Here is a 20,065-nt window from a genome sequence, read left to right on the forward strand (position 1 = left end):
TAAATTGTTTCATTAGAATTATATGCATAATCCTGCATTGCCCAGTTTACACCATCATAACTCATTTCCACATGATAATGAATATTCTGACCAAGGTATGTTTGCCATGTAATATCTACCCTGCTACTGCTTGAACCTGTCTGCTGAATATTCATATTTGTCTCAGTTGCTGCCATAGATGTAATGCTCATCGCAAACAGCATAATACTTGTAATTGCCAGTAAAATTAGTGATTTACTGAATACTCTCTTCTTTTCCATAGAACTCTCCTTTTTTCTTGTTTAAAACCTTTTGCATCAACTGATTCAGCCCAAGAATCAGCCTATAATAATAATTTACAATATATTTGATCTCGTGTCAATTTGATGTGATTAGTGAATACTGCCAATTTTATTTATGCAGTTTGTACACATTTACACAGATTTTAAATACATCTTGCATATACTTTATATAAGTGTATATATTTAAAATAATTTATTTTATACAGTATTTTTTACTAAACGATTTATTTTTCGTACGAGATCAACTGATTGATTGCATCCTCTCCTTCCTGATAGAATACCTTGATTGAATCGCCCTGCTGAATGAAGATCAGACTTTCATTTTCTGCAAAATCCTGTTTATAGACATTTCCATTTTCATCTGTAATATAGACATAGGTACTGTCTTCCAGATTAATGTATTTGATATCTTTGACAGTGATCTGCTTGTTCGGAAGATCATCGGACAGATCTTTACCCGTCTTTAGTCCATTCTGTGCCAGCAGTTTATTATAAGATGCCAGTGTTTCTCTCTGTGTATTTCCGGTTGCTACGATGTTGTATTTCTCGACATCAACCAGTGCATACATTTTGACAAGGCCACCGTTATCTTTTAATACCATAATATAAGTAGGAATACCGCCAATATTTATCAATGAAGGGAAGGATGCTTTATATCCAAGGTGCTGTACCTGTCCTTCTGCGGATGCCATTGCCGAGTGTTCTTCTGCACCAGCAATCGAATAATATTTGCTTTCTCCGGTACGAAGATTGATCATAACAAAACCGATATTAGATTCATCTCCATTTACGGAAGTTACACCTGTGTATACCCACACATCTCCGTTCATTACCTTATAACCATAGTCATCTGTTGTCGTTTTACATCCCTTGTTGCCAAATACGCTGTTCCAGTAACCACCGGATAATTTTCCGTACCAGTCATATTTTTTACATGCCAGATCTCCGTCATAGACACGGTCTACCCATTTTGGTACATCACCGACTTCATAATATTCAGTATCACCGGTACATGGATCACAGATTACTACGCCCTTTACATCCTTTGCACCGAACAAACCTGCATTTGATGTAAGTAACGGACAGATATAATATGGATTTCCGTTATCATCCAATTCCAGATAAAAGCCTTCAAACATAGCCGTCGGATATGCCATCTGCACATGACGATAAAGATTCTGATTGAAATATGCAGAAGGTGAATAGATCATTGGTTTTTCAAGCTTTACATATTTTGCTTCATTCTTTACCGGATCGACGAGTACATATCCCGGTATACCGCTCTTTTTATTATTCATATATTTGATGAATCCGGCATATTCCAGAGCTGCTACCTTCATCGGACTTCCATTATAATCGATCGTACTGTAGTCACTGCTTACTTCGTACTGGCTGACCACATCAGATAAAGAACCGATCGCACGTTCACCTATGATAACCGCTGTATCTGTATCCATCAGAGCTATGTCATTGATCTCTTTGCTTTCAACGATATCTTTCTCAAAATTTCCATCTTCAATCCGGATCAGACCCGCATATTTGGAAGCTGCAAATAATTTGGATGATCCGATCCATCCAACAAGTGCTGCCAGGATCATGATTCCGATCACAATACCAAATATCTTCGTCAGTTTTGGTGATACAGGCATATCATCCATCTGTTCTGCCTTTAAATTCAGTGTACAAATAAAAAGTGCAACAACTGTTACAATCATCCATATCCAGAATTCAACACTGTGAAGATTGATTGTCGGCGTTAATACATAATATAATACTGCTTCTATTATGATGATTGCTGCCAACATGATAAAATTCCATTTACCAAATTTTCTGCCGGATTGGTCTGCATCATAATAACTTTCTTTTTTCTTTTTGTTCTTACCCATATCCATCACTCTCCTCTTTAATCGAAAAAATGCGCCAGGAACATCCCAGCGCATCTCTCTTAAACATTTACTATTTAAATGGCTTTGAACATCACAATGCTATTGTAACCTGATGCACATAATTATGTATAGCTGTGAATATCCCTATTATAATTCTTTAATATATCAATTTTGATATAATAGAACGAAAACAGCTTTATTCTATATTATTATTCCTGCTGTTTCAGATAATCTGCAACCGCTGTTTCGTACAGATTATTTCCTTTGCTGTCAATTACAACAATAACAGGAAGATTTTCTACTGTCATCTTACGGATGGCTTCTGTTCCCAGATCATCATATGCAACGACTTCTGATTTCTTGATACATTTGGAAAGGAGTGCACCTGCACCGCCTACCGCAGCAAAATATACTGCCTTGTTTTCTACGATGGCATCAATAACTGCCTGACTTCTCTTTCCTTTTCCGATCATTCCATTCAAACCTTTTGAAAGAATGAGTGGTGTGTATTTGTCCATACGACTGCTGGTTGTTGGTCCTGCCGATCCGATGACCTGTCCTTCTCTTGCAGGTGTTGGTCCCAGGTAATAGATTACATTTCCTTCCAACTTAATTGGAAGCTTTGATTCATCATTTTCATTCTCGATCAATGTATCATACATTCTCTTATGTGCAGCATCTCTGGCACTATAAATCACACCTGATATATATACATAATCTCCTGCATGAAGTTCTTCTACCTGTTTTTTATCAAATGGTGCTGTAATATGCTTATCCATTTTTCTCATCTCTCTCTTTTTATTCTTCTATAAAATAAATTCTGTAATTCATATCTGCCATGTATTGACCTTAATGGCAGTCTTTGAGATCCATTACAGAATCCTTGTTACATGTCTGTTTACATGACAGCACATATTAACTGCAAGAGGCATTCCTGCGATATGTGTCGCATAAGTCTCGATATTAACTGCAAGTGCTGTTGTCTTACCGCCCAGACCACCTGGTCCGATTCCCGTATGATTAACGGCATCCAAAATCTCACTCTCGATTCTTGCGATATGCTCATATGGTGAATGTTCTCCGGCTTTTCTGGTAAGTGCTTTTTTTGCAAGCTTTGCAGCCATTTCAAAATCCCCACCAAGACCTACACCTACAAACATCGGAGGACATGCATTTGGACCTGCATCCTTGACTGCCTGAAGAACAGCTGCCTTTACTCCTTCTTCTCCATCGGCGGGCTTTAACATGAACACACGGCTCATATTCTCACTTCCGAATCCCTTTGGTGCAATCGTGATCTCGATATTCTCACCCGGAACAATATCATAGTGAATAATAGCCGGTGTATTATCCTTTGTATTCTCACGGATCAGCGGATCTCTTACGACGGACTTACGGAGATATCCTTCTGTATATCCCTGTCTTACCCCTTCATTGATCGCATCTGTCAGATTCATGCCTTCTATATGAACATCCTGACCAACATTTACAAAGAATACTGCCATTCCTGTATCCTGACAGATTGGTATCTGTTCTTTTGCCGCGATATCAAGATTCTCACATAACTGTGTCAGAATCTGTCTGCCAAGTACACTGTCTTCTTCTGTTGCGGCATTTCTGACTGCCTTTTCCATATCCTCTGACAATTTTAGATTTGCCTCTATACACATCTTTTTTACAGTCTGAATAATCTCATCTGTATTAATTGTACGCATCTCTTTTATCCTCTTTTTTAATTATCTAAGAAATCATCATCATTTCTTTTATAATGTGGATCTCTCTTTTGTTTCATATATTTGTATATATGTGCAAGCAGCGTCAGAAACGCCACTGCAATGACCAGAACGATCAATATATACAAAATATCCATAATATAACTGGAAATACCTATTGTATTATTGGAAGATTCCAGAAACTTACTTAACCTGTCATTTTTGGTAATTATATTCTGTGCTTCTGTCGTTGCTTCCGTTGTTGCTGTTTTAAATACAATGCTGTTGATAGCATTATATAACCCCAAATACATTTTAGACGGCATATCCCACCTCCAATTTTATTAAGTAACTTTTACCTTCTTTACAAATACCGACTGATTTTATTCAGCCGGTATTTTTTATATTATTCTTCTGTTGAAGTTTCTTCCGATGACTGTTCTTCTGATACTTCTGTATCTTCCGTTTCTTCCGGACCTTCTCCCTCCGGATTCTCATCGTCGAATTCTTCTTTTTGTACTTCTGTCATGGATGCTACCTTGACATTATTATCATAATTCAGATTGATAACCTTTACACCGGAGGTTACACGTCCAAGTGTAGATATTCCTTCACAGCTTGTACGGATAATGATTCCTTCTGTTGTAATGATCATAATATCATTCTCATCGGTAACTATCTTTGCTCCTACAAGATCACCTGTCTTGTCTGTAATCTTATAACATTTAACACCTTTACCACCACGGTTCTGTACGTTAAATTCTGAAATCAATGTCCGCTTACCCATACCATTTTCGGTAACAAGCAGAATCTTTTCTCCCTGTGAACTCATCTGCATGGAGATTACAATATCATCTTTTCCAAGATGAATACCCTTTACACCCATGGAAGTTCTTCCTGTCTGTCTGACATTCTTTTCATTGAAACGAATTGTCATACCTTTCTTTGTGATCAGGAATATATCATCTTCTCCATTTGTTGCTTTCACTTCGATCAGTTCATCATTATCACGCAGAACAATAGCTGTAAGTCCTGTCTTTCTGACATTCTGATATTCTGATATATCTGTTTTCTTAACCATACCGTTTCTGGTTGCCATAAACAGATATTTACCATCTTCGTAGCTCTTTAACGGAATAACTGCTGTAATCTTCTCGCCTGCCTGAAGTTGAAGAAGATTAACGATTGCAACACCTCTGGCTGTTCTTCCTGCTTCCGGTATCTCATATCCCTTCAGACGATATACACGACCGGTATTTGTAAAGAACATCAGATAATTATGTGTCGTTGTTACGATCATACTCTCTATATAATCTTCATCAATCGTCTGCATACCTCGAATACCTTTTCCACCTCTGTTCTGTGCTTTAAAGATATCTTCCGGCATACGCTTGATATAACCAAGCTTTGTCATGGTTATAACGATATTTTCTCTCTCTATCAGTTCCTCGTCTGTTACTTCATCAACATCTCTGCCGAGAGCTGTTCTTCTCTCATCACCATATTTCTGAGAAATAACAAGAAGTTCATCTTTGATAACTCCGAGTAATTTTTTCTCATCTGCAAGGATTGCTTTCAAATAACTGATCTTATCCATCAGTTCTTTATATTCTGCCTCTAACTTCTCGCGTTCCAGACCTGTCAGAGCACGAAGTCTCATATCTACGATTGCCTGTGCCTGAATCTCTGTCAGTCCGAATCTTTCGATCAATGAATTCTTCGCATCCTGTACACTCTTAGAACTACGGATAATGTTGATAACTTCATCGATATTATCGAGTGCGATCAACAATCCCTTTAAAATATGTGCCCGTTCCTCTGCCTTATTCAGGTCATACTTTGTACGTCTGGTTACTACATCCTCCTGATGCTTCAGATAATATCCAAGCATCTGGCTAATATTTAAGATCTTTGGAACACCATCTACAAGTGCCAGCATATTAACACCAAATGTATCCTGAAGCTGTGTATGCTTATATAACTGATTCAAAAGTACATTTGCATTTGTATCTTTCTTTAATTCGATGACAACACGGATACCTTCTCTGGAGGATTCATCTCTTACATCCGTGATTCCTTCTACACGCTTGGTCTTTACCAGCTCTACGATTTTCTGGATCAGTAAAGCTTTATTTACCATGTATGGAAGCTCCGTTACTACAATCTTATGCTTGCCATTTGGCATTGCTTCGATATCTGTAACGGCACGAACCTTGATCTTACCACGGCCGGTTCTGTATGCTTCTTTGATTCCACGATGTCCGAGAATCTCTGCTCCCATAGGAAAATCAGGTCCTTTTATGATCTGCATAATCTCGTCAATGGAGGTTTCTCTGTCTTCTTCTATACGATTATCAATAATTTTTACGGTTGCACCGATTACTTCCTTTAAATTATGTGGTGGAATATTTGTAGCCATACCAACTGCGATACCCGTTGTTCCATTTACTAATAGATTAGGAAAACGTGATGGAAGTACCGTAGGCTCTTTTTCCGTTTCATCAAAGTTTGGTACAAAATCTACTGTATCCTTATTGATATCAGCTAACATTTCCATACTTATCTTTGATAATCTTGCCTCTGTGTATCGCATCGCAGCAGCGCCATCACCATCTTCTGAACCGAAGTTACCATGACCATCTACCAATGGATATCTTGTATTCCAGTCCTGAGCCAGTTTTACGAGAGCATCATAGATGGAACTATCTCCATGTGGATGATATTTACCCATGGTATCACCGACGATACGGGCACATTTACGATGTGGCTTATCCGGACCGTTGTTCAATTCTATCATTGAGTGAAGAATTCTTCTCTGAACAGGCTTCAAGCCATCTCTTACATCAGGAAGTGCTCGTGCTGCAATAACACTCATGGCATAATCTATATAAGACCGCTCCATGGTTTTTTTGAGTCCGACTTCACTTATTTTGTCAAAAATCTTATCATCATCCATGTTCTTCTCCCTTTCGTTTAAATGTCAAGGTTCTTAACGAACTTGGCATTTGTCTCTATGAACTGTCTTCTAGGTTCTACTTTATCTCCCATCAGTACATTAAAGGTCATATCAATCTCTGATTCATCATCATCATCAATCGCAACTTTTAATAAAATTCTCTTTTCCGGATCCATGGTTGTCTCCCATAACTGTTCTGCATCCATTTCTCCAAGACCTTTATATCTCTGGATCTTGTTTGACTGATCTCTTCCAACTTCATTCAGAATACTGTTCAGTTCATCATCACTGTAGGCATACCAGATTTTCTTGTTCTTTTCCAGTTTATAAAGTGGTGGCTGTGCCAGATATACATGTCCTTTTCGTATCAAATCCGGCATAAACCGATAGAAGAATGTCAGAAGCAGAGTTGCGATATGAGCACCATCTACATCGGCATCCGTCATAATGATGATCTTATTATATCTGAGCTTATCAATATCAAAATTTTCATGAATACCTGTACCGAATGCTGTGATCATTGCTTTAATCTCGGCATTCTCAAGGATTCTGTCAATTCTTGCTTTTTCTACATTTAATATTTTACCACGAAGTGGAAGTATCGCCTGTGTTGCACGGGATCTAGCTTTCTTTGCAGAACCACCGGCGGAATCTCCCTCTACGATATATATCTCACAATTCTTCGGATCTTTATCGGAACAATCTGCAAGTTTTCCGGGAAGTGCCATATTATCTGCAAGATTTGCCTTTCTTGCTACATCTCTGGCTCTTCTTGCTGCGATTCTTGCACGTTGTGCCATCACAGATTTATTTATAATTATTTTTGCTATATTCGGATTTTGCTCTAAGAAGTAGGTAAGCTGTTCACTTACGATATTTTCCACAACAGGTCTTACTTCTGAATTACCAAGCTTCTGCTTTGTCTGACCTTCAAACTGAGGTTCACCGATCTTTACAGATACTATCGCAGACATACCTTCTCGCAGATCTTCACCGGACAGATTATCCTCTTTTTCTTTTAACAGATTATTCTTTCTGGCATAATCATTGAATATTTTAGTAATAGCTGATTTGAAACCTGTTAAATGTGTACCACCCTCCGGTGTATTAATATTGTTTACATAACTGTGTATCATTTCATTGTAAGAATCGTTATGCTGCATTGCTACTTCTACATACACACCGTCCTTAAGTCCTTCACAGTAGATTACCTTATCATAGAGTGCTTCTCTGTGTCTGTTCATATATTCAACAAACTCTTTGATACCGCCCTCATAATGGAAATGACGTTCCTTTGGCGGATCTACACGAAGATCTGTCAATGTTATTTTTAAACCTTTTGTGAGAAATGCAGTCTCACGAAGTCGTGTTCTTAAAGTATCATAATCATAGATCCAGTCATCAAAAATCGTCTTATCCGGAAGAAATGTTACCTTTGTTCCGGATTTATCTTCCGGTGCATCCGCAATGATTTGTAATGTACTGTCAACATTACCGCGCTTATAGGTCTGCTTATATACATGACCATCTCTTGTAACTTCAACCTCTAACCATTCGGAAAGAGCATTTACAACAGAAGCACCTACACCATGAAGACCACCGGATACTTTATATCCTCCACCACCGAACTTACCACCGGCATGAAGAACGGTAAATACTACTTCCAATGCAGACTTTCCGGTCTTCTCCTGAATACCTACAGGGATACCACGTCCATTATCAACAACCGTTATGGAATTATCAGGGTTAATAAAAACTTCTATGTGATTACAATAACCAGCCAGAGCTTCATCTACGGAATTATCGACAATCTCATAAACAAGATGATGCAATCCTCTTGTAGACGTACTTCCTATGTACATTCCCGGTCTTTTTCTGACAGCCTCAAGTCCTTCCAGAACCTGTATCTGTTCAGCATCATAATTATTTGACATTTTTTTCCTCCTTAATATTCCACAACACACGAAACTTATATTTTTTTTACAGTTCCGTTTATAACATGATACACATTATTGATCACTACTTGTTCTTTTATAAAATCATCATAACCCGTACAGGTTATAATTGTCTGAATATCTTTGATCTCCTCTAACAAAGCTTCTCTTCTGCTGCTGTCAAGCTCTGACATAACATCATCCAAAAGCAATATCGGATTATCATTTATAATATTCTTTACCAGCTTTATCTCCGCTATTTTAAGAGAAAGAGCAACTGTTCTTTGCTGTCCCTGCGATCCGAATCTTCTCGCATCGATTCCGTTTATCATAAACATGATATCATCTCTGTGAGGTCCTGTCTGGGTACTCATATAATTCAGATCGACATGAACCTTGTCTGCCAGTACCTTTTCAAATTCATCTTCACTTACATTCTTATCATATATAATTTCCAGCTTTTCTTTTCCGGAAGTAAGCTTCGAATGAATCTCTCCTATCAGATTATTTAACATCATTATAAAATTTTGTCTTTCTTTTATAACTTTTTTTCCATAATCTACTAACTGGATATTCCATACATCTAAGGTATCCATCAGACTCTTATTATAGACAATCTGCTTTAAAAGATTATTTCTCTGATTCAATATTTTCGAATAAGATGAAAGGTTCTGATAATATAATCTGCTCAACTGACATAATTCCAGATCCAGAAACCTTCTTCTTTCAGAAGGACCGTTTTTTATGATAGATAAATCCTCCGGCGAGAAAAATATCACATTTAATAAACCAAAGAGTTCTGTTGTACGTCTGATGGGAAGTCCGTCTATTGCAACTCCTTTATTCTTGTTTTTACGCAAATGCATATCTATTCTATGACTTATATCACTTTTTTTAATGCAAAGACGTATATGTGACTCTTCTTCGCCTATTTTTATTATTTCCCGATCCTTACTTCCGCGGTGAGACTTGGTTGTGGCTGCCATATAGATAGATTCCAATATATTTGTCTTTCCCTGTGCATTATCACCATATAAGATATTTGTATTCTTATCGAATGTGATGAATAATTCATCATAATTTCTATAGTTGTTAATATTCAGTGATTCTACATACATACTATCTACCAGCCACACATATAGAATTATTTCTGGATACTTATCTTATCTCCATCAAATTCTACTTCGTCTCCATCATACAGTTTTTTTCCTCTTCTGGTCTCTATCTCACCGTTTACGATGACAAGACCCTGAGATATAACCTCTTTTGCTTCTACTCCTGACTCTACAAAACCGGCTGCCTTTAATGCCTGACCCAGTTTTATAAATTCATCTCTCAGCTTGATTATTTCCATTTTTTCTTATCTCCAATCCCGGATTATCTGCTTCCGATACCCATTGGAAGAATCAGATAAATATAACTCTCTTCTTCATCCTTTATTACGCAAGGTGATTTTGTATTATTCATATATATTGTAATATCATCATCTTCAATTGCACGGATCGCATCCATTAAAAACTTTGGATTAAATCCGATGATAATATTGTTTCCCTCTTTATGAATCTCAATCTCTTCATTCATGGAACCTATCAGAGAATCAATCTTCAAATATAACATATTATCCTCGATCGTAAGTTTGATAGGCTTCTTATCTGATTCTTTGATCAGAAGAGAAGAACGATCCAGACAGTCAAGAAACTCTCTCTTGTTGATTGTAAACTTAATCTGATAATCTACATTTAGCATATTATCGATTCTGAAGAATTCACCTTCTACCAGACGGGATACAACCTTTGTCCGATCAAATTCAAATAATATATTGTTATCTGCAAAGTAGATATTTACATCATCATCTACTCCACCACTTACAATCTTACTTATATAACTGAGTGCCTTCCCTGGAACAATAACCTTTACATCTTCACTTTCATTCTTAAGTTCAACGTTACGAATAGCAATTCTATGACCATCAATTGCTACTACACGAAGACGATTATTTGAAACTTCAAATAACTCACCTGTCATAACATTATTGTATTCACTGTCTGAAATAGAAAAAATTGTCTGGTTAATGATTTCTCTCAATGTAAACTGCGAAATAGTTATAAATTTAGATTTCTCTACAACAGGAAGACTGGAAAAATCCTCTCCTGACTTTCCGGCAATTGTAAATAATGATTTCTCACATTTTATAGTTGTCTTAAAATCTTCATTTGTCTCCATATGTATCTCGCTGTCAGGTAACTTACGAACAATATCGGATAAAAGTTTTGCTTCGATAGCAACCTTTCCTTCCTCAATAACAGTTCCTTCAACATATGATTCAATACCAATCTCCATGTCATTTGCTGTAAGTTTGATATTTCCATTTTCAGCTTCTATAAAGATACATGAAAGAATTGGATGTGTGGTTTTTGTAGATACAGCTTTTGATACATTACTTATTCCCTGCATCAATTTTCCCTTCATACACGAAATCTTCATTTTGTTTATAACTCCTTTCCCGGTTTGATTCCATATATATATTTAATAATTAAAGTAGTAATAATAGTAGTAGTAGGTGTGGATTTGTTGAAACTCTTAAAACCCATTATAAAATATAATAAAACTAATTATGTGACTATGTTAATGAGGCTCTTTTTAAATGTTAATTTAATGGAGGTTTTTAACATTTAAAAATCGTTTGAATTGAATGAATTGTCAGATACTAACATTTCATAATACTATTACATACATTCATCCACATTTAATTAACATCAGCTGTGAGGACTTAGCTTTTTCATGATCACATCAATGGTTTCAGCATATTCAGGATCATTTGCTATTCTTTCCTCTACTCTCTTTATGTTGCTTAATACAGTGGAATGATCTTTTCCTCCAAATACATCACCGATTGTTTTGAGTCCTTTAGTTGTAAACTTACGGCAGAGATACATGGATATTTGCCTTGCATTTGCAACATCCTGACTACGTTTGGAAGATTTGATATCATCTACACTTATATTTAAATGTTCGGAAACCGTATTAATGATAAGATCAGGTGTAATAGCTACATTGGTTTCCTTGGATATCATGTCTTTTAATATGTTCTTTGCAAGATCTTCGGTTATTGTGACATTTCCAAGTTCGGCATATACACTGATCTTGTTCAATGCACCTTCCAGTTCTCTTACATTATAGGTAACATTATTAGCAATATATTCGAGAATGTTATCACTGATATTTTTATAACCGTTCATCTCTACTTTGTTTTTAAGAATCGCCATTCTTGTCTCGTAATCAGGAGCATGAATATCGATCGGTACACCCCATTCAAATCTGGAACGAAAACGTTCTTCCAGAGTTTTGATCTCTTTTGGTGGTTTATCTGAAGACAGGATGATCTGCTTACCTTCATCATGAAGTGCATTGAAGGTATCAAAAAATTCCTGCTGGGTACTCTCTTTACCAATCAGGTATTGAATATCATCGATAAGTAATACATCGACGGTTCTGTATTTTTCCCGAAATTCATCTGTCTTATTTTTCTTGATTGCTTCTACGATCTCATTTGTGAATTTGTTAGATGGAACGTAGAGAACTTTCATATTCTTATTATGTTGTAATATATAATGTGCAATCGACTGCATCAGATGTGTCTTTCCAAGACCTGCCCCACCATATAAGAATAGTGGATTGAATTTATCCAGTCCCGGTGAATCTGCGACAGCCAGACATGTTGCATGGGCGAGTTTGTTACTCTCACCTACTACAAATGTTTCAAATGTATATTTTGGGTAAAGATTGCTTTTTGTAATTGCCTCGTTGTATTCCTCAGATGTGACGATTTCTTTTGAATCGTTTTTGAGGTTACTTTCAAGATCAATGACAACTTCGATAGAATCATCCTGAAGAACTTCTCTTATAGAAGTAACCAGAAACATATCGTACATTTTCTTGTTGATAAATTCTATGCCCCTTGCTCCCATCTGCTCGTCAATTGTGAAATACAATTTTTTTCCTTCGACAGAATATAACTTCAAAGGTTTTATCCATGTATTAATAACGATATGGGATAATCCATGTTCAGTCTCAAGAAGGGAGAGAATCTCGTCCCATTTTGATAATATCAATTCTTTCATTTTTATGAAAATCCTTTCAGTCCATTCGTTGTATCTATGGAGTTATAGGCATAGAACCACGTATTTATATCTTATAATAAAATGACCATTTTTTCAAGTTTTATTACCCTCAGACAGACATATGATAAAAATTTTCTATATAATAGGAAGAAACTCATTTTGCATTATGGATGGAAATCGTTTTGTAAAAGGTTGAAAATAAGTTACATAATAATTATGAAAAAGTATTGTTATGTTAAGTAATAAAAATGTTACCTAATAAATTGTGAACATCAAAAAATAAGATAAAATATGGATTTATGTAAGAATGAAAACAACAAATCCAGATGTTATCCACATGTTATTAACAATTTGTGGATAACATTATGTAAATTGATTATGGTAAAGTACATATCAATGGATAAATGTGAAAAGAAAGAAAAACCACAAGATTTTGTATTTGAAAATTATATGTACACCAATTTTTGAAAAATAAAAAATCACATTTTTCTAACTAAGTATTTTATAGTGTAAAAACCCTTGATTTTAAAGGAAATATTCAAAAAAAACTTGACTGTATGTGGTTATTTATTTATAATATGCAAGGACTTTGTAGGTATCTACATGTGTTCGTCCGAGTCTGTTATAAACAGAGGAAACGAATGGATGTGGATAAATCATGGTCATAATAATTAAAGGAGGTGTATAGATATGAAGATGACTTTCCAGCCTAAGAAGAGACAGAGATCAAAAGTACATGGTTTCAGAAAGAGAATGAGTACTGCTAATGGCAGAAAGGTACTGGCCGCTAGACGAGCTAAGGGTAGAAAGAAATTATCAGCATAGGTCACAAGGTTGTGGCCTTTTTTAGTTTTTCTAATTTTCAATCAATGATTTGGTGGTTATGTTATGAGTAATTTTATTACGTTAAAAAACAGCAGAGAGTTTGGCAGTGTTTATAACACAAAGGATTCGGTGGCCAATAAATATTTAGTTATGTATCTGAGAGCCAACAGCTTGGAATACAATAGACTTGGAATCTCTGTTAGTAAAAAAGTTGGTAACAGTGTGGTGAGACACAAGGTAACCAGATTGATTAGAGAAGCTTATCGATTAAACAAAGACTGTATCCGCAGTGGTTATGACATTGTGTTCGTTGCCAGAACAACAGCGAAGGACAAAGGGTATCATGAGATAGAAAGTGCTATGATGCATCTGTTCAGGCTGAAGAAACTGACGCTAGTCAGAGATGGTGAAAATTAAAAATGAAAAGAATGTTAATTGGTTTAATCAGATTTTATCAAAGGTATTTGTCCATGTTAAAAGGACATCCTACCTGCAAGTATTTTCCAACCTGTTCACAATATGCGATCGAAGCTTTGGAAAAGTATGGAGTGATAAAAGGTGGCCTCCTGGCTGTATGGAGAATACTTAGATGTAATCCTTTTTCTAAAGGAGGATATGATCCCGTTCCATAAAGGAGGACAAGATGTTTCTAACAGTAGAAGACGGTCTGATCTTAGGACCGATATGTTGGTTATTCGGTAAGATATTCGATCTTATGTATAAATTGATTGAGCTTATCAGTAACAGCATGGGAATAGGATATGTTAATCTTAGTATCTGCGTTATCTTATTTACGTTTTTTATAAGAGCTTGTTTGTTTCCGTTGAATTTCAAACAGCAGAAATCTTCTAAGATTATGAGTTTTATCCAGCCGGAGATTAATAAGGCAACAAAGAAGTATAACAATAAAACAGATCAGGAATCCCTGATGAAGAAGCAGCAGGAGACACAGAAGATCCAGAAGAAGTATGGTGTAAGCCTTACATCCGGATGTCTGCCAACTCTGATCCAGCTTCCTGTATTCTATGGTTTGTACCGTGTTATCCAGAATATTCCTGCTTATGTAGAAGATATGAAGGGTAAGTATGATGCGATTGTAACAAGTATGCAGAGTGTAGCTATCGATAAGATAGATGCTTCCAAGTTACAGGCAATCGGACTTGATTCCGGTGCAAAATATTATGATATTATCAATGCGGTTGCAACAGATAAGGAAGGTCAGGTTTCTACAGCAGTTACTGCTTCAAAGCAGATGATGACGGCTGCATCAAATGGAGATCTTACAAATAATAAGGTAATTGATGTACTGGATAAGATATCCACATATGACTGGTCACAGTTACAGGATATTTTTGGATTTACAAGTGGAAAAGAAGCAGATTATATTCAGAACTTTGAGAATATGAACAGATTTTTATTTAATATGAATATTGCAGATGCTCCCGGATTGAAGCTTTCAGCAGCACTGATCGTTCCAATCCTGTCAGCAGTATTGCAGTTTGTATCTTCAAAAATCAGCATGAGTGCTTCCAATACAAATTCAAATGATCCTACGGCTGCACAGGCAAACAGCATGATGAATATGATGACTTACGGTATGCCGCTTATGTCATTATTTATCTGTATTAATCTGCCAATCGCTATTGGTCTTTACTGGATCATAGGTTCTGTTATTACAATTATTACACAGCTTATTATCAACAATTATTATAAGAAGTGTGATAAAGAAGCAGTTCTTGAGAAATGTAGAGTAAAAGCAGCTAAGAAGCAGGCAAAGAAAGAAGCAAAGCATCCTGGTAAGAAGTCATTCTATGAAAGAATGATGGACGCTCAGAATGGTAATGTAAGTTCAGATAGCACCCAGTCTGAAAGTATTAACAGAATGGCATCTTCAAGACTGAAAAGTTATACGAATCCGACAGTTGATGAAGTGAAACAGTCAGAAAACAACGTTCATTACAAATCTGGAAGCATTGGTTCCAAAGCAAATATCATGCTTCAGTATCAGAATAAGAGTAATGATAAGGGAGGAAAAAAATAATGGAGTTTGTAGAATTTAAAGGTAAAACTTTAGATGAGGCACTTATGCAGGCAAGTGTTGAGCTTGGATGTGCCAGTACAGACCTGGAATATAATGTAGTCAGTGAGGGATGCACAGGTTTTCTTGGACTGATCGGTTCAAAGCCATTTGTCATCAGTGCCAGAAAGAAGAAAACATTTGTGGATGATGTAAGAGAATATCTTGAAACATTATTCAAGGCTATGGATATTCAGGCTGACATTAAGATTGAGTTTAATGAGACAGACAATCTTCTTGATATCGATGTAGAAGGACCTGAGATGGGTATTCTGATCGGTAAGAGAGGTCAGACATTAGATGCACTCCAGTATCTGATCAGTCTCGCAGTAAACAAGAAGAGTGACTCTTATATCAGAGTAAAGCTTGATACAGAGAATTACAGAGCAAGAAGAAAAGAAACTCTTGAAAATCTTGCCAAGAACATTGCATTCAAGGTAAAGAGAACAAAGCGTTCATTTGCACTTGAACCAATGAATCCTTATGAGAGAAGAATTATCCACGCTACTTTACAGAATGATAAGTATGTATCCACAAGAAGCGAGGGTGAAGAGCCATATCGTAAGGTTATCGTATATTTAAAAAAATACGACAGGAATAACAAATAATAAAGTATTTTGCTAACAGATACTTGTATAAAAACAGAAAAACATATGTAAATATGAATTTCTGAAAAAATATGATTTCCGGAAAACGAAGAATCAGGGTAACGGCTCTGGTGAATCGGCTTCCGGAAATTTTTTTTAGGGATAGAAAAAAAGTATGTATAGGTGTATTATCTAAAAGTATGTTAGTATAAATAAAATGACATGATAAGATAAAATACATGATATCTGTCATGACAGTAAACGATATGTAGAATATTGATCAGATAGAAACAGGAGAAATCATATGCTTGTAAATGATACGATCGCCGCGATCGCAACCGGTATGGGAAATGCCGGAGTTGGTATTATAAGGATCAGTGGTAAGAATGCAGTTGAAGTCGCTTCAAAGGTGTTCAGACCGGCAAATAAAGAAAAAAAAATAGAAAGCATGAAAAGCTACACGGCAGCATTTGGACAGGTATATGATGGCGATAAAGAGCTGGATGAAGGTATTCTGCTTCTGATGCGTGCTCCGCATACTTATACATGTGAGGATGTGTGTGAACTGCAGTGTCATGGAGGAATGGTTGTATTAAGAAATGTACTTGCTGCAGTAATTAAAAATGGTGCAAGACTTGCAGAACCGGGAGAATTTACCAAAAGGGCATTCTTAAATGGAAGGATCGATCTGTCACAGGCAGAATCAGTTATGGATCTGATCAGTGCGAAGAATGACTTTGCGGTGAAATCTTCTCTTATGCAGCTGCGTGGTGATCTGAAGAATCAGATCATAGATATGAGAGAACAGATTTTATATAATGTAGCGTTTATAGAATCGGCACTTGATGATCCGGAACATTACAGTCTGGATGGTTATCCACAAAAACTACAAACAATTGTGGATAAATTGGGTGATAATGTGGATAAATTACTGCGAACTTTTGATAACGGAAGAATATTAAAAGAGGGAATCAAGACTGTTATCGTTGGTAAGCCTAATGCCGGAAAATCCTCACTTCTCAACATGTTTCTGGGAGAAAACAGAGCAATCGTTACGGATATTGCAGGAACGACAAGAGATACATTAGAAGAAGTTGTCAACATAAATGGTATTATACTGAACATTGTGGATACAGCAGGTATTCGCGATACAGAAGATATTGTGGAAAAGATGGGTGTGGATAAAGCACTGGAATTTGCATCACAGGCAGATCTGATCTTATATGTGATCGATGGATCTGTACCGTTAGATGACAACGATAAGCAGATAATATCAGAGATTAAGGGCAAGAATGTCATTGCCGTTATGAATAAAAACGACTTACAAACAGTTGTGGATAAAATGTGGATAACATGCGAGCTTGGTTGTGATATCGTAGAATTATCTGCTTCTACAGGAGATGGAAAAGAAAAGTTATATGATCTGTTAAATGACAAATTCTTTTCCGGAGAATTGGATTATAATGATCAGTTGTACATTACAAATGCGAGACATAAAGAAGAACTGATGAAGACCGAAGAAAGTCTTTTAAAGGTAAGAGAAAGCATTGATATGGGTATGGAGGAGGATTTCTTCTCAATTGACCTGATGGATGCTTATGAACATCTGGGGCTTATTATAGGAGAAACGAACAGAGATGATCTTGCAGATAAGATATTTGAAGAATTCTGCATGGGTAAATAGGAGGATGGATAAATGCCAGTGGTTGAAGAAAATTATGATGTGGTAGTTGTGGGGGCCGGTCATGCAGGCTGTGAAGCTGCACTTGCTTCTGCTCGGCTTGGACTTGAAACGATTCTGTTTACAGTTAGTATGGACAGTGTAGCCATGATGCCCTGTAATCCAAACGTAGGTGGAAGCTCGAAAGGACACCTGGTAAGAGAACTGGATGCACTCGGCGGGGAGATGGGAAAGAATATTGATAAGACTTATATTCAGTCCAAAATGTTAAATGCATCAAAAGGACCTGCTGTTCATTCTCTTCGAGCGCAGGCAGATAAGTCAAATTATTCCCGTACAATGAAACATACATTAGAGAATACCGATCATCTGGTATTACGTCAGGCTGAGGTATCAGAGCTGATGGTAATAGACGGCGTGGTTAAGGGTGTTAAGACATTTTCCGGTGCAACCTATTATGCAAAGGCAGTTGTTCTCTGTACAGGTACTTATCTGAAAGCAAGATGTATCTATGGAGATGTCGTAAATCATACAGGACCAAATGGACTTATGGCAGCCAATCATTTGTCGGATTCCATGAAAGAAGCCGGAATCGGTATCCGCCGGTTTAAGACAGGTACACCTGCAAGACTGGATAAGAGAACGATTGATTTCTCTCAGATGGAGGAACAAAAGGGTGATGAGCATATCGTTCCATTTTCATTTACAAATACAGAAGAAGATATCAAGAGGGATCAGGTATCCTGCTGGCTTTGTTATACAAATGAGGAAACACATGAGATCATTCGTGAGAATATCAACCGTTCTCCATTGTTTTCCGGTGTGATCGAAGGTACAGGACCTAGATACTGCCCTTCGATCGAGGACAAGGTTATGAAGTTTCCGGATAAGACGAGACATCAGATTTTTATAGAGCCGGAGGGTGAATTTACAAATGAGATGTATATGGGCGGAATGTCCAGCTCTCTCCCAGAGGATGTTCAGTATAAGATGATACGGAGCATGAAAGGACTTGAGAATGTCAGGATCGTAAGAAATGCTTATGCGATTGAGTATGATTGTATCAGTGCGATCAATCTGAAGCATTCACTGGAATTTAAGGATGTGGAAGGCTTATTTGGAGCAGGTCAGTTAAATGGAAGCTCCGGTTATGAGGAAGCGGCAGCACAGGGACTTATGGCCGGTATCAATGCAGCCAGAAAGGTGCTTGGAAAAGAGCCTGTTGTACTGGATCGTTCACAGGCTTATATAGGTGTGTTGATCGATGATCTGGTTACAAAGGAGACAAAAGAACCATACCGAATGATGACTTCCAGAGCAGAATATCGTCTGCTGTTAAGACAGGATAACGCGGATCTTCGACTGACCGATATAGGTCATGAAATCGGGCTGATCGACGATGAGAGATATGAGAAATTCTGTCAGAAACGTACAATGATCGAAGAAGAAACAAAGCGTTTAACTGAAACGATGGTTGGCGGAAACAGTAAGATTCAGGAATTCTTGCGTTCTATGGAAACAACAGAGTTAAAGACAGCAGTAAGTCTTGCAGAGCTGACCCGCAGACCGGAGCTTTCTTATGAGAAGATTGCACCAATCGATCCGGAGAGACAGCCGTTGCCTGCGGATGTGATCGAACAAATTGATATATCGATCAAGTATGAAGGATATATCAAGAGACAGACGGAACAGGTACATCAGTTTAAGAAGCTGGAAAAGAGAATGATCCCGGCTGATCTGAATTATGATGATGTGTCGAATCTTCGAAAAGAAGCCAGACAGAAGTTAAAGGATATCAAGCCGGAAAATATCGGTCAGGCATCCAGAATCTCCGGTGTATCACCGGCAGATATATCTGTGCTGCTGGTTTATCTGAAGATGAAGCAGCATGCCGTAGAGCCTGAAAATAAATAAAAAAGCAGATATGAAGATAATATAAAATTATCTGTAGGTAAGTGTTATTTTTGAAAGCATATAATATGAGATGTAATATATATGTTCAGAA

The 20,065-nt window shown here is 36.9% G+C and carries 18 protein-coding genes; 7 read left to right on the top strand and 11 right to left on the bottom strand.

Annotated features, from left to right (window positions below; all coding sequences use genetic code 11):
• The 11 genes from CLOL250_RS07385 to dnaA all read right to left on the bottom strand — a co-directional run.
• Positions 1–260: hypothetical protein (locus CLOL250_RS07385; protein WP_008401661.1), on the bottom strand; the 260-nt coding region annotated here is incomplete at its 3' end.
• A gap of 245 nt (positions 261–505) precedes the next feature.
• Positions 506–2,167 (bottom strand): hypothetical protein, encoded by a 1,662-nt coding sequence (locus CLOL250_RS07390; protein WP_044945523.1) that lies wholly within the window; start codon positions 2,165–2,167, stop codon positions 506–508.
• A 209-nt stretch (positions 2,168–2,376) separates the two neighbouring features.
• A complete protein-coding gene (locus CLOL250_RS07395) occupies positions 2,377–2,946 on the bottom strand; it encodes a Fe-S-containing hydro-lyase (RefSeq protein WP_044945526.1) in 570 nt (189 codons plus the stop codon).
• Positions 2,947–3,039: 93 nt separating this feature from the next.
• Positions 3,040–3,882, bottom strand: coding sequence for a fumarate hydratase (locus tag CLOL250_RS07400; protein WP_008401664.1), 843 nt, complete (start codon positions 3,880–3,882; stop codon positions 3,040–3,042).
• A 17-nt stretch (positions 3,883–3,899) separates the two neighbouring features.
• Positions 3,900–4,205, bottom strand: a complete 306-nt coding sequence (locus tag CLOL250_RS07405) for a hypothetical protein (protein ID WP_008401665.1) — start codon at positions 4,203–4,205, stop codon at positions 3,900–3,902.
• An 80-nt stretch (positions 4,206–4,285) separates the two neighbouring features.
• The gene (gene gyrA, locus CLOL250_RS07410) at positions 4,286–6,835 is read right to left on the bottom strand and encodes a DNA gyrase subunit A (RefSeq protein ID WP_008401667.1); all 2,550 of its coding nucleotides are present in this window, start codon (positions 6,833–6,835) and stop codon (positions 4,286–4,288) included.
• 17 nt (positions 6,836–6,852) lie between these two features.
• Positions 6,853–8,769 (bottom strand): DNA topoisomerase (ATP-hydrolyzing) subunit B, encoded by a 1,917-nt coding sequence (gene gyrB / locus CLOL250_RS07415; protein ID WP_008401669.1) that lies wholly within the window; start codon positions 8,767–8,769, stop codon positions 6,853–6,855.
• Positions 8,770–8,804: 35 nt separating this feature from the next.
• Positions 8,805–9,887, bottom strand: a complete 1,083-nt coding sequence (recF, locus tag CLOL250_RS07420; protein WP_008401670.1) for a DNA replication/repair protein RecF — start codon at positions 9,885–9,887, stop codon at positions 8,805–8,807.
• Between the two features lie 26 nt (positions 9,888–9,913).
• Entirely contained in the window at positions 9,914–10,123 is a 210-nt protein-coding gene (locus CLOL250_RS07425; RefSeq protein WP_008401671.1) for an RNA-binding S4 domain-containing protein, read from the bottom strand.
• Between the two features lie 23 nt (positions 10,124–10,146).
• Positions 10,147–11,253 carry a DNA polymerase III subunit beta gene (gene dnaN / locus CLOL250_RS07430; RefSeq protein ID WP_044945529.1) on the bottom strand — a complete coding sequence of 369 codons (1,107 nt, stop codon included), beginning with the start codon at positions 11,251–11,253 and terminating at the stop codon, positions 10,147–10,149.
• Positions 11,254–11,525: 272 nt separating this feature from the next.
• Positions 11,526–12,890, bottom strand: coding sequence for a chromosomal replication initiator protein DnaA (gene dnaA / locus CLOL250_RS07435; RefSeq protein ID WP_008401673.1), 1,365 nt, complete (start codon positions 12,888–12,890; stop codon positions 11,526–11,528).
• A 690-nt stretch (positions 12,891–13,580) separates the two neighbouring features.
• On the opposite strand from dnaA, the gene rpmH reads away from it, so the two are divergent.
• The 7 genes from rpmH (at position 13,581) to mnmG (ending at position 19,974) form a co-directional block, all read left to right on the top strand.
• Positions 13,581–13,715: a 50S ribosomal protein L34 gene (gene rpmH, locus CLOL250_RS07440; protein WP_004852723.1), complete on the top strand. Its 135-nt coding sequence runs from the start codon at positions 13,581–13,583 to the stop codon at positions 13,713–13,715.
• 63 nt (positions 13,716–13,778) lie between these two features.
• The gene (gene rnpA / locus CLOL250_RS07445) at positions 13,779–14,132 is read left to right on the top strand and encodes a ribonuclease P protein component (RefSeq protein ID WP_008401675.1); all 354 of its coding nucleotides are present in this window, start codon (positions 13,779–13,781) and stop codon (positions 14,130–14,132) included.
• 2 nt (positions 14,133–14,134) lie between these two features.
• A complete protein-coding gene (yidD, locus tag CLOL250_RS13710; RefSeq protein WP_084770674.1) occupies positions 14,135–14,347 on the top strand; it encodes a membrane protein insertion efficiency factor YidD in 213 nt (70 codons plus the stop codon).
• An 11-nt stretch (positions 14,348–14,358) separates the two neighbouring features.
• Positions 14,359–15,756: a YidC/Oxa1 family membrane protein insertase gene (locus CLOL250_RS07450; RefSeq protein ID WP_008401679.1), complete on the top strand. Its 1,398-nt coding sequence runs from the start codon at positions 14,359–14,361 to the stop codon at positions 15,754–15,756.
• Positions 15,756–16,400 carry an RNA-binding cell elongation regulator Jag/EloR gene (jag, locus tag CLOL250_RS07455; protein ID WP_008401680.1) on the top strand — a complete coding sequence of 215 codons (645 nt, stop codon included), beginning with the start codon at positions 15,756–15,758 and terminating at the stop codon, positions 16,398–16,400. Before CLOL250_RS07450 ends, jag begins: the two co-directional genes overlap by 1 nt.
• A 283-nt stretch (positions 16,401–16,683) precedes the next feature.
• Complete coding sequence (gene mnmE, locus CLOL250_RS07460) at positions 16,684–18,063, top strand: tRNA uridine-5-carboxymethylaminomethyl(34) synthesis GTPase MnmE (RefSeq protein ID WP_008401681.1); 1,380 nt, start codon at positions 16,684–16,686, stop codon at positions 18,061–18,063.
• Positions 18,064–18,075: 12 nt separating this feature from the next.
• Complete coding sequence (gene mnmG / locus CLOL250_RS07465) at positions 18,076–19,974, top strand: tRNA uridine-5-carboxymethylaminomethyl(34) synthesis enzyme MnmG (protein ID WP_008401682.1); 1,899 nt, start codon at positions 18,076–18,078, stop codon at positions 19,972–19,974.
• Positions 19,975–20,065 lie beyond the last annotated feature (91 nt).

It is taken from the genome of Clostridium sp. L2-50, from assembly GCF_000154245.1.
Taxonomy (GTDB): Bacteria; Bacillota; Clostridia; order Lachnospirales; family Lachnospiraceae; genus Coprococcus.

Coding starts and splice junctions, on each gene's coding strand:
- CLOL250_RS07390 (WP_044945523.1), bottom strand. CDS start 2,167: ATGGGTAAGAACAAAAAGAAAAAAGAAAGTTATTATGATGCAGACCAA.
- CLOL250_RS07395 (WP_044945526.1), bottom strand. CDS start 2,946: ATGGATAAGCATATTACAGCACCATTTGATAAAAAACAGGTAGAAGAA.
- CLOL250_RS07400 (WP_008401664.1), bottom strand. CDS start 3,882: ATGCGTACAATTAATACAGATGAGATTATTCAGACTGTAAAAAAGATG.
- CLOL250_RS07405 (WP_008401665.1), bottom strand. CDS start 4,205: ATGCCGTCTAAAATGTATTTGGGGTTATATAATGCTATCAACAGCATT.
- gyrA (WP_008401667.1), bottom strand. CDS start 6,835: ATGGATGATGATAAGATTTTTGACAAAATAAGTGAAGTCGGACTCAAA.
- gyrB (WP_008401669.1), bottom strand. CDS start 8,769: ATGTCAAATAATTATGATGCTGAACAGATACAGGTTCTGGAAGGACTT.
- recF (WP_008401670.1), bottom strand. CDS start 9,887: ATGTATGTAGAATCACTGAATATTAACAACTATAGAAATTATGATGAA.
- CLOL250_RS07425 (WP_008401671.1), bottom strand. CDS start 10,123: ATGGAAATAATCAAGCTGAGAGATGAATTTATAAAACTGGGTCAGGCA.
- dnaN (WP_044945529.1), bottom strand. CDS start 11,253: ATGAAGATTTCGTGTATGAAGGGAAAATTGATGCAGGGAATAAGTAAT.
- dnaA (WP_008401673.1), bottom strand. CDS start 12,890: ATGAAAGAATTGATATTATCAAAATGGGACGAGATTCTCTCCCTTCTT.
- rpmH (WP_004852723.1), top strand. CDS start 13,581: ATGAAGATGACTTTCCAGCCTAAGAAGAGACAGAGATCAAAAGTACAT.
- rnpA (WP_008401675.1), top strand. CDS start 13,779: ATGAGTAATTTTATTACGTTAAAAAACAGCAGAGAGTTTGGCAGTGTT.
- yidD (WP_084770674.1), top strand. CDS start 14,135: ATGAAAAGAATGTTAATTGGTTTAATCAGATTTTATCAAAGGTATTTG.
- CLOL250_RS07450 (WP_008401679.1), top strand. CDS start 14,359: ATGTTTCTAACAGTAGAAGACGGTCTGATCTTAGGACCGATATGTTGG.
- jag (WP_008401680.1), top strand. CDS start 15,756: ATGGAGTTTGTAGAATTTAAAGGTAAAACTTTAGATGAGGCACTTATG.
- mnmE (WP_008401681.1), top strand. CDS start 16,684: ATGCTTGTAAATGATACGATCGCCGCGATCGCAACCGGTATGGGAAAT.
- mnmG (WP_008401682.1), top strand. CDS start 18,076: ATGCCAGTGGTTGAAGAAAATTATGATGTGGTAGTTGTGGGGGCCGGT.